The sequence below is a fragment of the Mesorhizobium sp. 43Arga genome, assembly GCF_053714255.1.
This window is the reverse complement of record NZ_JBSKBO010000004.1, coordinates 193,237-207,112: the sequence shown is the minus strand read 5'-3', so window position 1 is coordinate 207,112 and position 13,876 is coordinate 193,237. Positions and strand designations below refer to the sequence as shown.

Genomic DNA, 13,876 nt, shown 5'->3' with positions numbered 1-13,876 from the left:
ACGTACTCGCTGGAGTGGGCCGGATGGTGACGACGGATTTCAGCCCGATTGCAGATACGACGCGTCGCGCCGAAATCGTCGCGCTGCTGCGGCGCGCCATCCTGACCGGGCAGCTGCAACCAGGCCAGAAACTCAACGAGCTCAGAATCTCCGAACAGATGCGGGTCAGCCGCGCGCCGCTGCGCGAGGCGATGCGCGAGCTGGTGCAGGAAGGCATCCTGACCAGCATTCCCTATGCCGGCACCTTCGTCATCGACGTCACCGCCAAGGACATCGACGACGCCTATTCGCTCAACCAGGTGCTGGACGAGTTCGCCATCGAGCGGACATGGCCACAACGCGACAAGCGTTTCTTCGATGAACTTGACCGGCGCCACGAAGCGGTGAAGCAGGCGACGCGGGCTATCGACACCACGCGTCAGATCGAGACCGCGCTGCAGCTGCACGGACTGATCTACGAATGGGCCGACAATTCAGTGCTGCTGGAAACCTGGCAGCGGCTGACCAGCCGGCTGCAAATGTATTTCGCGCTGCACCAGCATGCGCGCAACGAGCCGGTGCCGGCTGAAGACGTCCATGAGACCTACGTGCAACTGATGAAGGGGGCCGATATGCGCGCTGCCCAGCGTCATGCACGCGAACATATCAATCTCGACTTCGAGCAGTTGCTCGCCTATGCGCGCAGCCTCGAACAGCGCCCGTCCAAGGGCGCCTGACCAATTCCCAGACATCGCAGCCAGCGGACAGACAGAGTGCAGATCAAATCCATCAAAGCCTACCATGTCGTACAGCCCTTCGTGGACGGCCCCTACCGCATGTCCAAGGGACGCCAGGCCGACGCCTTCGACGCGGTGATCGTCGCCATCACGGCCGACAGCGGCCTGACCGGCTGGGGCGAGATGGCGCCGCTCGGCAATTTCTACTCGGCGGCGTTTCCGGCGGGAACGCGCGCGGGTGTGCCGGAAATCGCTCCGCATCTCATCGGCCACGATCCGCGCGGCCTGGCCAGTATTGGCCGGCTGATGGACACGGTATTCAAGGGCCATCCCTACATCAAGTCGGCGCTCGACATGGCCTGCTGGGACCTCGCCGCGCGTGCCGCCGACGTGCCGCTGGTGACGCTGCTCGGCGGCCGCGAGAGCGATATGGCGGAGACCTACCGGGTCGTCACCCACGGCACGCTCGATCAGATGGCGGCGCTGGCAAAAAGGATCATCGCGGAGGGCTGTCGCCGCCTGCAGGTCAAGGTCGGCGGCAATGTGTACGACGACATCGAGCGGGTAACGACAGTCGCCTCGGCCGTGCCGAAAGGTACGGTGATTTTCTGCGACGCCAATGCCGGCTGGACACCCTATCAGGCACGGCAGTTCGCCGATGCCACGCGCGGCATCGACTACACGTTCGAGCAGCCCTGCACGACGATCGAGGAGAACATGTCGGTGCGCCGCATGCTCGACAAGCCGATGGTGCTCGACGAATCCGTCACCTCGCTGGAAGAGATGCTGGAGATTCACCGCCTGGGCGCGGCCGACGGGCTGACGCTGAAGATCTCGCGGCTGGGCGGCGTGACCAGGACCCGGCAGATCCGCGACGTTGCCGTCGACCTTGGCTTCATGATCACTGTCGAAGACACGGGCGGCGCAGAAATCGACACAGCGGCGATGGCGCATCTGTCGCTGTCCACGCCGCAAGAGCGGCGATTGCATGCCATTGCCTTCCATGAATGGGTGACGGTGCGCACGGCCTTCAACGCCCCGCCTGTCACCGGCAGCCATATGGGCATTCCGGACGGACCCGGCCTCGGCATCGACGTGGACCCGAGCCTGCTCGGCCAGCCTTTCTTCGAGATCGGCTGAGATGAAGATCCGCGCCATCATGGCCACGCCGATCAATCTTCGTCTCGAAGCGCCCTATGGGTGGGTGTTCGGCGAGCTCGACGGGTTTTCGCAGACCATTGTCGAGGTCGAGACCGAGGATGGGCTGATCGGCCTTGGCGAAGCGCCGACGCCGGCGGCGGCCGCGATCATCAATGATGTGTTGGCGGCGCGCCTGGTCGGGCGCGATGCCTTCGACATCGCCGGCGCCGAGCATGTCTGCCTGCCCTACTGGACCGGCGTGCAGTCGATCAACGACCGCACCCGCATCATGGCCTTCGGCGCGATCGAGATGGCGCTGTGGGACCTGCGCGGCAAGGCGTGGAAGCAGCCGCTCTACCAGTTGCTCGGCGGTGCGGTGCGCAAGGACATCCCGTTCACCGACTATTTTTCACTGCGCGGCGACGGGCCCAAGGTGAAGGGCGAGACGACGCCGGAAGAAGTCGCCGACTATTGCGTCGAACTGCACGAGACGCATGGCACGACCTTCTTCGAAGGCAAATTTTCGACCGAAGACCCGAAAGTCTCGCTCAGAATGGTCGAGCTGATCCGCGAAAGGCTCGGCGACAAGGCGATGATCCGCATCGATTCCAACCAGGCCTATTCGCTGGCGACGGCGCGGCGGCTGGCGCGGCCACTGGAAGAGCTCGGCGTGCGCAACTGGGAGGATCCGGTGGCGACGATCGAGGAGATGCGGCAGTTGCGGCGGCATTGCTCGATCCCGTTCTCGACCCACAACATCGACATTGCGCGCGCCATGGACCTCAAGGTTCCCGATGCCTTCGTCGGCAATCCGACGACGCACGGCGGCATCGGCCGCCTGCTGCGTTTCGTCGGCGCCTGCGAGCACGCGGGTGTCGATTTCTGGTGCTACAGCGGCGACAGCGGCATCGGCAGCGCGGCCTATCTGCATCTTTGCGCGGCGCTCGGCTGGATCCGGGAGCCGAACCAGTCGCTGTTTCGCATGCAGCCCATGGACATCACCGAGGAAGGGCCATTCTCGCCGAAGAACAACGTCGTGCGCGTGCCGGAAGGGCCCGGCCTCGGCGTCACCTTGTCGCGGAAAAACCTCGCGGCCTGCCATCGCGATTTCGCCGAGAACGGCCCGTGCAACAAATATCATGATCCGGCGAAGCCCGGAACATATCGCCGCCTGCCGCTGAACTAGGAGAACCGGAAGGAAAGGAGACTAGCCAACAACGTGGGTCCGCCGCAGCAATTTGGATCGCCACGGCAAGACCTGACGGGTGAAAGCGTGGCCTCAAGAAAATCTGAACCCTGCGTCGCACGGATCGGATGGACCAGAAAAGGCAGCATGCTACAGTCCGGTCGAACGACTTCGTTGACGGCCGGGACAAGGAGAACTCCTCGGAATTACGTCAACTCGAAGTGCATTCTTCAGCCATAAGAAACAAGGGGAAAGGGTTAAACCCATGAGCAAGAATTACCGCATTCTCGATCTGATCCGGCGCAATCGCTCGCCGCTCGAAAACCATCTCATCGACGGTCTCGTCGACGGCCGTGTCAGCCGCCGTGACTTCATTCGCCACGGCAGCCTGCTCGGCCTGTCGCTGCCGCTTCTGGGCGGCATCACCACGGCCGCCGGCTTCGGTGGCATGCCGTCGCTCGCCCGCGCCCAGGGCGCGCCCGGCGCGACCATCCGCGTCGGCAGCAGCGTGCCGGCGGCAACCATCGACCCGGTCACCATCGCCGATGCCGGCGGCCTGCTGATCATGCAGCAGGTTGCCGAATTCCTCTGCGTCGACGGCCCCGACCTGGTGCTCAAGCCGGCACTGGCCGAAAGCTGGAAGCCGAACGACAACGGCACGGTGTGGACCTTCAAGCTGCGCAAGGGCGTGAAATTCCACTCCGGCGGCGAGATGAAGGCCGACGACGTCGTCGCCAGCATTGACCGCCTCGCCGACCCGGCAAACTCGTCCAACGCGCTGTCGGTGTTCACCGGCATCCTGCAGAAGGGCGCCACCAAGAAGGTCGACGACTATACGGTGGAATTCCATCTCGACGCGCCGAACGGCAACTTCCCCTACATGGTGTCGTCGGACAACTACAACGCCGTCATCATCCCGGCGAGCTACAAGGGCGATTACGAGAAAAGCTTCGACGGCACCGGGGCGTTCAAGATCGAAAAATACACGGCCAAGGTCGGCGCCTCATTCGTCCGCAACGAGGACTATTGGGGCGAAAAGGCGCTGCCGGAGCGCACCGAGTTTACCTTCTTCGCCGACATGCAGCCGCAGATCCTGGCGCTGCAGGGCGGACAGATCGACATCATCAACCAGATGCCGGTGCTCGCGGGCGTCGCGCTCCTCAATGATCCGAGCGTCGACATCATCAGTCTGAAATCGGTCGCGCACCAGCAATTGCATCTGCGCTGCGATTCCGATCCGTTCAAGGACCCACGCGTGCGCCGCGCCATCGCGCTCAGCCTCGATCGCGACAAGCTGGTCGCCGGCCTGATGAAGGGCCGCGCTTCGGCCGGCAATGACAGCCCGTTCGCGCCTGCCTATCCTTCGACCGATGCGAGCGTGCCACAGCGCAAGCAGGACATCGCGCAGGCCAAGCAGTTGATGGAGGCGGCCGGCGCCGGCAAGGGTTTCAAGGTGACGCTGACCACCGAGCGCTACCTGGAAATTCCCGAATACGCCCAGCTGATCCAGAACTGGGTCAAGGAGATCGGCATCGAGCTAGAGCTCAACATCCTCGACCAGGGCGCCTATTACGGCGACGCGGTGTTCGGCAAATCGAACTGGCTGGATTCGGTGATGGGCATCACCGATTACGGCCACCGCGGCGTGCCGAATGTCTATCTCGCCGCCCCGCTGAAGAGCGACGGCACCTGGAACGCCGCGCACTTCAAGAACAAGGACTACGACACGCTGGCGAACAGCTATATCGCCGCGCTCGACCTCGAGGCGCAAAAGGCAACGGCGGGCAAGATCCAGAAGCTGCTGCTCGAGGAAACGCCCGTCATCTTCGGCTACTTCTACGACTACCTGACGGCGACAGCGAAAGGCGTGGCCGGCGTGCAGCCGACCGCCATGTCGCAGCTGTTCCTCGAAAAGGCATCGAAGGCCTAAAACGAAAAGGGAAAGCCAATCCTCTAACAGCCAGCTCCCGCGCGGGAGCTGGCTCCACAAGGAGTCTTAGCCATTCTCTCCTTCTTTGCACGGCGTGTGTCGCTGTCGCTGGTTACATTGTTCCTGCTCAGCATCATGGTGTTCCTGGGCGGCCAGGTGCTGCCCGGCAATGTCGGGCGCGCGATCTTGGGGCCGTTTGCCGACCAGCGCGCCGTCGACGCGCTCAATCATACGCTGGGCGTCGATCGCCCGCTGCTCACCCAGTATGCGACGTGGATCTGGAGTTTTGTCCGCGGCGACATGGGCACGTCCTACATTTTCCGCTCGCCGGTGGCGCCGTTTGTCATCGATGCCTTGGGCAATTCGATGAAGCTGGCCACAGTCGCCTTCGTGCTAGTGGTGCCGATCGGCATTCTGGGCGGAGTCGTGGCGGCACTCAACCTCAATCGCCCGCTCGATCGCATCATCAGCCTTGGCGGCCTGTCGGTGACGGTGCTGCCGGAGTTCGTCACCGGCATCATCCTGATCCTGATCTTCGGCGTGTGGCTGCGCTGGCTGCCGATATCGGCGGCATGGCCGAAGAACGCCGGCTTCTTTACCCAGCTCTACTATCTGATCCTGCCGTCGCTGCCGCTGTTCCTGGTGCTGTTCGGCTATATAGCGCGCATGGCGCGCTCCGGCATGATCGAGGCGCTCGATTCCGATTATACTCGAACGGCGGTGCTCAAGGGCCTGCCCTGGCGCACGGTGATCTGGCGCCATGTGCTGCGCAATGCGCTGCTGCCGACCATCACCGTCATCGCCACCCAGACCGGCTATCTCATCGGCGGCCTGGTGGTGATCGAGACGCTGTTTCGCTACCAGGGCATTGGCTCGCTGATCTTCACCGCCGCGCGCGGCAAGGACTTTCCGATGCTGGAATCCGGCATCCTCACCATCGGCATCGTCTATGCCGTGGCGACATTGATCGCTGACTTCCTCTATTCCGTGCTCAATCCGCGCATCCGGCTGGGGTCAGACCAATGAGCGCCCTCCAGACCACCTCTCCCCCGCAGGACGATACACGCCGGCGCAGTCCCCTGGCGGAAGTCTTCTTCTCGCTCATGCGCTCGCGGACCTTCCTTGTCGGTCTGTTCATCGTGTTGTTCTGGGTCGCCTGCGCGCTGTTCGGCGAGCACTTCGCACCCTACGATCCACTCGCCGATGACATCATCAACGCGCTGGCCCCGCCTTCGTCCGAACACTGGTTCGGCACCGACCAGATCGGCCGCGACGTCTTCTCGCGCGTCATCGTCGGCTCCCGCGATATCCTCACCGTCGCCCCGCTGGCAACCTTGCTGGCGACGGTTGCCGGCACGGCACTCGGCCTGCTCACCGGTTATTTCCGCGGCATCGTCGACGACGTCGTCAGCCGCATCCTCGAAGCCTTCATGGCCATCCCCGTGGTCATCGTCGCGCTGCTCGCCATCGTCGCGCTCGGCACATCCAAGGCCACCGTCATCGTCGTCATCGGCTTGAGCTTCGCGCCGATCATTGCGCGCACCGTGCGCTCGGCGGTGCTGGCCGAACGCGAACTCGATTATGTCGCCGCCGCGCAGCTGAGGCATGAGAGCGCCTTCCACACGATGTTCGTCGAGATCCTGCCCAACGTCATCCCGCCGATCCTGGTCGAGACCACCGTGCGGCTGGGCTACGCCATCTTCGCGGTCGCCACGCTCTCCTTCATGGGCTTCGGCATCCAGCCGCCCTCACCCGACTGGGGGCTATCGATCTCCTCGAATTACGGCATGATCGGGGGCGGCTTCTGGTGGACGGTGCTCTTCGACGCGCTCGCCATCGCCTCGCTGGTGATCGGTGTCAACCTTGTGGCCGACGGCGTTCATGGAGCGCTCAATGACTAGTTCCGCAAAAGCTGAAAACGCCCTCGAACTCACCGATCTGTCGGTCGCCTACAGGGTGGCCGGACGCAACCGCGCCGTGCTGCGCAACCTCAGCCTCAACATCAGGCAGGGCGAGGCCTATGGGCTGGTCGGCGAATCCGGCTGCGGCAAATCCACCGTGGCGCTCACCGTCGTGCGCTATCTGCCAAGGAACGGCTCGATATCGGGCGGCGCGATCTCGCTCGACGGCCAGGACGTCATGAAGCTCGATGCCGAGGCCTTGCGGCGCGCCCGCGCCGAAAGCGTCTCGATGGTCTATCAGGACCCCGGCAAGGCGCTGAACCCGTCGATCCGCATCCGCCGGCAACTGACCGAAATCTTCGAGCTTGGCGGCGTAACGGGCCAAGCGGCGACCGATCGCGCCATCGCCATGCTCAACCGCGTGCGCATCTCCGATCCGCCAAGCGTCATGCAGCGCTATCCGCACCAGCTCTCAGGCGGCATGCAGCAGCGCGTGGCGATCGCCATGGCGCTGGCCAACGATCCTTCGATGCTGATCCTCGACGAGCCGACCACCGGGCTCGATGCAACGGTCGAAGCCGAGGTGCTCGACCTGATCGCGCAGCTCAGGCAAGAGCTCTCGGCCTCGATCCTGTTCATCAGCCACAACCTCGCCGTCGTCTCCAACATGTGCGACCGCGTCGGCGTGCTTTATGCCGGCATGCTGGTCGAGGAAGGCCCGACGGATGTCGTCTTCAACGATCCGCGCCATCCCTATACGGTCGCGCTCCTGCGCTGCCTGCCACGCGGCGGCCAGCGCAAGGACCAGGGCCGGCTCGACACCATCCCGGGCTTCCTGCCCGGCATAGGTGCCGACATCAAGGGTTGTGCCTTTGCCGACCGCTGTGCGCTTGCCGACAATCGCTGCCGCACCGAATTGCCGCCGCTCTATGATCTGAGCGACGAGCGCGGCAGGCGCCTGTCGCGCTGCTTCCATCACGACAAAGCGCAGGCCCTGCCGCGCGCCACACCAAGCGATGTTGCGACGGCGCCCAAGCCGGCAACCGCCCCAGTGCTGCGCGTCGCCGGGCTGAACAAGACCTATGCCAGCCACGGCCATCCGTTGCGTGCCGTCAAGGATGTCTCGCTTGATCTCAGGCCCGGCGAGACGCTGGGGCTGGTCGGCGAATCCGGCAGCGGCAAGACCACCTTCGCCAGGCTGCTGCTCGGCCTGGTGCCGCCCGATGACGGCGGCACCATCGAACTCGAGGGCAAGGCGCTGGCGCCGAAGCTGGAGAACCGTGGCGACGACCAGGTCAAGGCGATGCAGATCGTCTTCCAGAACCCGGACTCCGCGCTCAACCGCTCGCATTCGATCCGCCACATTCTCGGCCGCGCCTTGAAGCGGCTGGCCGGCCTCTCCGGCAAGGCGCAGGAGGCGCGCCTCGACGACCTCGTCCGCTCGGTGCGCCTCACCGACCGGCATCTGGCCGTCAAGCCGCGCCAGCTGTCAGGCGGCCTGAGGCAGCGCGTCGCCATTGCGCGCGCCTTCGCCGGCGATCCGCGCATCGTCGTCTGCGACGAGCCGACCTCGGCGCTCGACGTCTCCGTGCAGGCGGCGATCCTCAACCTGCTCGCCGACCTGCAATCCAAGGAGGACGTCAGCTACATCTTCATCTCGCACGACCTAGGCGTGGTGCGTTACCTCTCCGACAAGATCGCCGTGCTCTATCTCGGCTGCATCATGGAGATCGGGCCGTCGGAGGAAGTCTTCTCCGGTCCGCATCATCCCTATACAGAAGCACTACTGTCGGCCGTGCCCAAGCTCGACCAGACCGAGACGGAGCGCATCCGGCTCGACGGCGAGATCCCCAGCGCCACCAACCCGCCCCCGGGCTGCGTCTTCAACACACGCTGCCCGCGCAAGATCGGCCCGATCTGCGAGCAGCAGGAGCCGCTGCTGGCCGAGGCGCAGCCCGGCCATTCGATCCGCTGCCATATCCCCTACCCGGAACTTGCCAGGCTGCAGAAGGCAGCCGTGACCGAACCGGCATAGCAAGGCATCGCCGGCCGGCTACCTCAGGCCGGCCATGCCCAGGGACCGGTCACCTTCCGTAAAACCCTGATCGCTGGTCCAGTTCCGGGCCAGCGAGCGCAAGCCCGTCAGCGCGACGTCGAGCACATCCGACGAGACGGGATTCGAGGGATAGGCGAGATAGATCGGCCGCTGGAACACCGGCGTGTTGTCGATGCGCCGCATCTCACCACGCTCGATATAGCCGCTGACGGCGCTGAGGGGCAGATAGGCGGCCGCCTGCCGCGACAGCACGTGCTGCAGGCCGATGAAGACCAGCCCGGCCGAAATCGCCGGCTTGACCATGCCGGCGAAGGCGCGGTCGTGCTCGATGCGGAATTCGAGCCCCCAATCCATCAGTATGTAGTTTTCGGTCCACGGCTTGGTCTGCGCCGCGTGCTGGACGAGCACGATTTGATCGACGGCCAGCGTCTCATAGACGATGCCGGGATGCGGGCGCGGCAGATAGAGGACGCAGATGTCGAGCAGGCCTTCCGCCAGCTGGTCGATGGCCAGATCCGGAAAACTGCCTTCCAGCCGCAGCGCCACGTTCGGCCGCCTGGCGCGCATCCACTCGACCCATGGCGAGGTGATACGGTCCCACAAATAGGCGGGAGCGGTCAGCCGCAGCAGGCTTTCATAGCCATCGGGAACGGCGATGTCCTGCCTCGATTGCTCCCAGGTGCGGGTGATGGAGGAGGCGTGCGGCAGGAACTGCCGGCCGGCCGGCGTCAGCGTGACGCCGTCACGGTCACGCACGAAAAGCCGGCGCCCCAACTGCTCCTCCAGCCCCCTGATCCGCGCGCTGACGGTGGATTGCGCGAGGTTGAGCCGGCTGGCCGCGACGGTGAAGCTGCCATGTTCGGCGACCTCCAGGAAACTGCGCAGGTTCTCGGTATCCATGCCATCGCTCCCGCATCGAAAATTTCGATGACCTCTATCAAAAAATATCGCTTTCCGGTCGCGGTCAACAATGACCTAAATGGCCAATCCCCAAAGGGCAAGCGAGGAATGCAGCCATGCCAAGGCCTTTCGTGACGATCGACACCGCTCGCAAAAACCTGACGGCAATCGAAAATTCCGCTGTCGACGAATTGCTGGCCGGCCGGCTCCACCGCCGCGATTTCCTGCGCCATGGCAGCATGCTCGGTCTTTCGCTGCCGTTCCTGGGCAGCCTTGTCGCCGCCGCCGGCCTTGGCACGCAGAAGGCCCGCGCCGGAGGCAAGCCGGGCGGCACGGTGCGCGCCGGCGTTGCCACGCCAGGCGGCGCCATCGATCCCGTCACTTATTATGACAGCGGCAGCTACCAGCTGGTTTTCCAGACCGCCGAATTTCTCTGCATCACGCAACCGGATCTCACCCTGAAGCCGGTGCTGGCGGAAAGCTGGTCGCCAAACGCTGACGGCAGCGTGTGGACCTTCAAGCTGCGCAAGGGCGTGAAATTCCACAATGGCGAGGATTTCAAGGCCGACGACGTCGTCGCGACCTTCGATCGGCTCGCCGACCCCAACGGCTCGTCCAACGCGCTGTCGGTGTTCAAGGGCCTGCTGTCGAAGGGCGGCACGCAGAAGGTCGACGACCACACCGTCGCCTTCCATCTCGATGCGCCGAACGGCAGCTTTCCCTACTCGGTGTCGATCGACAATTACAACGCCGTCATCCTGCCGGCGAGCTACAAGGGCGACTACGAAAAGACCTTTGAAGGCACCGGACCGTTCCGGCTGGAGAGCTACACGCCGAAGGTCGGCGCCACCTTCGTGCGCAACGAGGCCTATTGGGGCGAGAAGGCGCTGCCCGACCGGCTCGAGTTCAAATTCTACGGCGACGTGCAGCCGCGTATCCTGGCACTGCAGGCGGGCGAGGTCGACATCCTCGACGCCGTGCCGCTCGACGTCAGCCAGGTGGTGCTGAACAGCCCTGACATCACTGTGCTGCGCGTCGCCTCGACCGCGCATCGCCAGCTGCACATGCGCTGCGACACCGGCCCGTTCACCGACAAGCGCGTGCGCCAGGCGCTGGCGCTCAGCATCGACCGCTCCAAGCTGGTCGACGGCCTGTGCCGCGGCATGGCGGCGACAGGCAATGACAGCCCGTTCGCGCCGGCCTTTCCCGCCACCGACAAGTCTGTGCCGCAGCGTGTCCAGGACATCGCCAAGGCCAAGCAGCTCATGGAGGCCGCGGGCCTCAGCAGCGGCTTCGACATGACCCTGACGACGCTGCGCTATTCGGATATTCCAGGCTACGCGCAACTGTTCCAGAATTTCGCCAAGGAGATCGGCGCCCGCATCGCGCTCAACATCGAGGACCAGGACAAATATTACGGCAAGGCGGTGTTCGGCCAGTCGGACTGGCTGGACAGCCCGTTGGGGATCACCGACTACGCGCATCGCAGCGTGCCGAACGTCTTCCTCAAGAGCCCGCTGGTCAGCGACGGCCCGTGGAACGCGGCGCATTTCAAAAACCCTGCCTATGACGGCATGGTCACTTCCTATCTCAAGGCGCTCGACATCGGCGCGCAGCGCGCGGCGGCCTCCGACATCCAGAAACTGCTGCTCGACGAAACGCCGGTCATTTTCAGCTACTTCCCGGACCTGCTCGTGCCGGTGCGCAAGAATGTCAGCGGCCTGCCGCCGATCGCCGCCGGTCTGCTGCTTGATCGCGTGTCGCTGGGATAGAGGCTGGATTTGGACAATTCCGCTTTCGGGCGGCGAGGCTATCCGCTGGCAGGCCGCGAAGGGCGATGGGGGCCATCGTTCGAGCGGCTCGATGCCAGGGAAACCCGCCGCCCGGAAACCCCCTCCGGCAACACAGTTCAATCCAGGTTCATCTCGCTGTGCGCCAACGCTCCATGACAAAAGACAAGAAACGGGAGACTACCATTCGCAAGCCTCATTTGCGCGGTCGCGGACCGCATTTCCCCCTGCTCGACACCATCGTGCAATATGAGTTCGAGCCGGGCTATGTCGCCTTCACCATGCCAATGCAGAAGCGCCTGCGCGTGCAGGTAGGATCGATGATCGTCGCCGATACGACCAAGGCGCTGGTGCTCTACGAATCTGACCATCTGCCCGTCTACTATTTCCCCATGAGCGACGTGCGCGAGGAATTCCTGCTGCCGAGCAGGACGACGACCGAGAGCCCGTTCAAGGGCGTCGCCACGCATTATTCGCTGAATACCGGCATCACGCTGGTCGAGGATGCCGCCTGGCGCTATCTCGATCCGGTCAAGGGATCGCCTGACCTGTCGGACTACATGTCCTTCTATTGGCCCAAGATGACGCACTGGTACGAGGAGGACGAAGAGATCTTCGTCCACGCCCGCGACCCGTTCCGCCGGGTCGATTGCCTGCCCTCCTCGCGGCGGGTGCAGGTCATCCTCGACGGCGAGCAGGTCGCCGATTCACGCCGTGGCGTGTTCCTGTTCGAGACCGGCCATCCGGTGCGTCATTATCTGCCGATCTCGGACACGCGGCTCGATATGTTCGCGCCCAGCCGCTACATTTCGCGCTGCCCCTACAAGGGCATTTCCAACTACTATCACGTGACGACGCCCAAGAAGCGGCACGAGAACCTCGTCTGGTACTATCCCGAGCCGGTGCACGAGGCCGAGCGCATCAAGGGACTGGTCTGCTTCCACCACGAACTGGTCGACAAGATCCTGGTCGACGGGGTGGAGATCCCGAAAGAGGCCACGGCGGCATCGGACGGCTATTTTTAGACATCGCCGCCCCAGCCGGCTTGCGCATTGAGCGCTTGATCGAAACATGGCCCAGCGCATACCTTTCCCTGAAACGGGGAGGGCTATCGATGGATCTTTTCAAGCTGGACGGAGATGTCGCGCTGGTCACCGGTGCCGGCAGCGGCATTGGCCAGGCAATCGCAATTGGATTGGCTGAGGCAGGAGCCGACGTCGCGTGTTTCGGTCATGCATCGAAGGGCGGGCTGGAAGAAACCGCGCAGCAAATCACGGCACTCGGGCGCAAGGCTTTGGTGCTGACCGGCACGGTCACCTCGCAGAGCGACCTGGCGGCGGCAATCGACCGCGTCGAGGCCGAACTCGGTGCGCTGACCGTCGCCGTCAATAATGCCGGCATCGCCGGTTCGGAGCCGGCCGAGACCTTGTCGCTGGAGACATGGCAGAAGGTGCACGAGGTCAACGTCGCCGGCGTGTTCCTGTCCTGCCAGGCCGAAGCCCGCAAGATGCTGGCGCGTCGCAAAGGCTCGATCATCAACATCGCCTCGATGTCCGGCACCATCGTCAATCGCGGATTGACGCAGGCGCACTACAACTCCTCGAAGGCCGCCGTCATCCACATGTCGAAGAGCCTCGCCATGGAGTGGGCCGATCGCGGACTGCGCGTCAATGTCGTCAGTCCCGGCTACACGCTGACGCCGATGAACAAGCGGCCCGAGGTGGCGGAGGAGATCAAGATCTTCAAGCGCGACACGCCGATGGGCCGCATGGCCGCGCCGGAGGAAATGGTCGGGCCGACGGTGTTCCTGGCCAGCCGCGCGTCGAGCTTCGTCACCGGCCTCGACCTGATCGTCGATGGCGGCTACGTCTGCTGGTAGGACGGCATCTCGCAGAACTTCGCCCGCGGCCTGAATTTGTGCATCCGCGAAGCGTTAGTCGTTGCGCGACATGAATGTTGGTATATATAATTTCATCCTATGAAACGGCTTGGCGAGACGGGGCTTGCCATGCAGACAGCCGAGATCATGGGACTTTGATGGCTTGCACCTTTCAGGGCGCCGCAAGACTGATAATTGATCCGCGGATGGTCGCTCCACCTGCGGTCTGTTGGCAGCCATGACGCGGACGGCATATTCCATCATCACGAGAATTGAGCACCATCTTGCCTGCGCTGGCCAAAGCCAGGGCGACAATTTTGGCGCCGACGGCCTTGCGCAGCGAACCGCCTTTCCAACACAATCAAAAAAAGCCGCAAG

Annotated in this window: 11 protein-coding genes; 10 read left to right on the top strand and 1 reads right to left on the bottom strand. The window is 63.9% G+C overall.

All coding sequences use genetic code 11. The features are described from left to right. The first annotated feature begins 23 nt into the window (after positions 1-23). The 7 genes from ACWGS8_RS16585 to ACWGS8_RS16555 all read left to right on the top strand — a co-directional run bounded on the left by ACWGS8_RS16585 (position 24) and on the right by ACWGS8_RS16555 (position 8,908). On the top strand, positions 24-716 hold the full coding sequence (locus tag ACWGS8_RS16585) for a GntR family transcriptional regulator (RefSeq protein WP_454581942.1): 693 nt from the start codon (positions 24-26) through the stop codon (positions 714-716). Between the two features lie 36 nt (positions 717-752). Further along, positions 753-1,856, top strand: a complete 1,104-nt coding sequence (locus ACWGS8_RS16580) for a mandelate racemase/muconate lactonizing enzyme family protein (protein ID WP_454581941.1) — start codon at positions 753-755, stop codon at positions 1,854-1,856. Between the two features lies 1 nt (position 1,857). Next, positions 1,858-3,042 (top strand): mandelate racemase/muconate lactonizing enzyme family protein, encoded by a 1,185-nt coding sequence (locus ACWGS8_RS16575; RefSeq protein WP_454581940.1) that lies wholly within the window; start codon positions 1,858-1,860, stop codon positions 3,040-3,042. 265 nt (positions 3,043-3,307) lie between these two features. Then, positions 3,308-4,972: an ABC transporter substrate-binding protein gene (locus ACWGS8_RS16570; protein WP_454581939.1), complete on the top strand. Its 1,665-nt coding sequence runs from the start codon at positions 3,308-3,310 to the stop codon at positions 4,970-4,972. 72 nt (positions 4,973-5,044) lie between these two features. Next, on the top strand, positions 5,045-5,998 hold the full coding sequence (locus ACWGS8_RS16565) for an ABC transporter permease (protein ID WP_454582204.1): 954 nt from the start codon (positions 5,045-5,047) through the stop codon (positions 5,996-5,998). Then, on the top strand, positions 5,995-6,873 hold the full coding sequence (locus ACWGS8_RS16560) for an ABC transporter permease (RefSeq protein WP_454581938.1): 879 nt from the start codon (positions 5,995-5,997) through the stop codon (positions 6,871-6,873). The genes ACWGS8_RS16565 and ACWGS8_RS16560 overlap by 4 nt, the downstream gene beginning before the upstream one ends. Further along, a complete protein-coding gene (locus tag ACWGS8_RS16555) occupies positions 6,866-8,908 on the top strand; it encodes an ABC transporter ATP-binding protein (RefSeq protein WP_454581937.1) in 2,043 nt (680 codons plus the stop codon). Before ACWGS8_RS16560 ends, ACWGS8_RS16555 begins: the two co-directional genes overlap by 8 nt. Positions 8,909-8,926: 18 nt before the next feature. Here the strand turns inward: ACWGS8_RS16555 and ACWGS8_RS16550 are convergent, their stop codons facing one another. Next, entirely contained in the window at positions 8,927-9,829 is a 903-nt protein-coding gene (locus ACWGS8_RS16550; RefSeq protein WP_454581936.1) for a LysR family transcriptional regulator, read from the bottom strand. Positions 9,830-9,945: 116 nt separating this feature from the next. Here ACWGS8_RS16550 and ACWGS8_RS16545 point away from each other — a divergent pair, with 116 nt between their 5' ends. The 3 genes from ACWGS8_RS16545 (at position 9,946) to ACWGS8_RS16535 (ending at position 13,498) form a co-directional block, all read left to right on the top strand. Further along, a complete protein-coding gene (locus ACWGS8_RS16545; protein WP_454581935.1) occupies positions 9,946-11,601 on the top strand; it encodes an ABC transporter substrate-binding protein in 1,656 nt (551 codons plus the stop codon). Between the two features lie 173 nt (positions 11,602-11,774). Then, positions 11,775-12,644 (top strand): DUF427 domain-containing protein, encoded by an 870-nt coding sequence (locus tag ACWGS8_RS16540; protein ID WP_454581934.1) that lies wholly within the window; start codon positions 11,775-11,777, stop codon positions 12,642-12,644. Positions 12,645-12,733: 89 nt separating this feature from the next. Continuing rightward, the gene (locus tag ACWGS8_RS16535) at positions 12,734-13,498 is read left to right on the top strand and encodes an SDR family oxidoreductase (protein WP_454581933.1); all 765 of its coding nucleotides are present in this window, start codon (positions 12,734-12,736) and stop codon (positions 13,496-13,498) included. The last annotated feature ends 378 nt before the right edge of the window (positions 13,499-13,876 follow it).

Excerpts from the sequence above, each read along its gene's own strand:
- ACWGS8_RS16585 (WP_454581942.1), top strand. The coding sequence starts at position 24 with ATGGTGACGACGGATTTCAGCCCGATTGCAGATACGACGCGTCGCGCC.
- ACWGS8_RS16575 (WP_454581940.1), top strand. The coding sequence starts at position 1,858 with ATGAAGATCCGCGCCATCATGGCCACGCCGATCAATCTTCGTCTCGAA.
- ACWGS8_RS16570 (WP_454581939.1), top strand. The coding sequence starts at position 3,308 with ATGAGCAAGAATTACCGCATTCTCGATCTGATCCGGCGCAATCGCTCG.
- ACWGS8_RS16560 (WP_454581938.1), top strand. The coding sequence starts at position 5,995 with ATGAGCGCCCTCCAGACCACCTCTCCCCCGCAGGACGATACACGCCGG.
- ACWGS8_RS16555 (WP_454581937.1), top strand. The coding sequence starts at position 6,866 with ATGACTAGTTCCGCAAAAGCTGAAAACGCCCTCGAACTCACCGATCTG.
- ACWGS8_RS16550 (WP_454581936.1), bottom strand. The coding sequence starts at position 9,829 with ATGGATACCGAGAACCTGCGCAGTTTCCTGGAGGTCGCCGAACATGGC.
- ACWGS8_RS16545 (WP_454581935.1), top strand. The coding sequence starts at position 9,946 with ATGCCAAGGCCTTTCGTGACGATCGACACCGCTCGCAAAAACCTGACG.
- ACWGS8_RS16540 (WP_454581934.1), top strand. The coding sequence starts at position 11,775 with ATGACAAAAGACAAGAAACGGGAGACTACCATTCGCAAGCCTCATTTG.
- ACWGS8_RS16535 (WP_454581933.1), top strand. The coding sequence starts at position 12,734 with ATGGATCTTTTCAAGCTGGACGGAGATGTCGCGCTGGTCACCGGTGCC.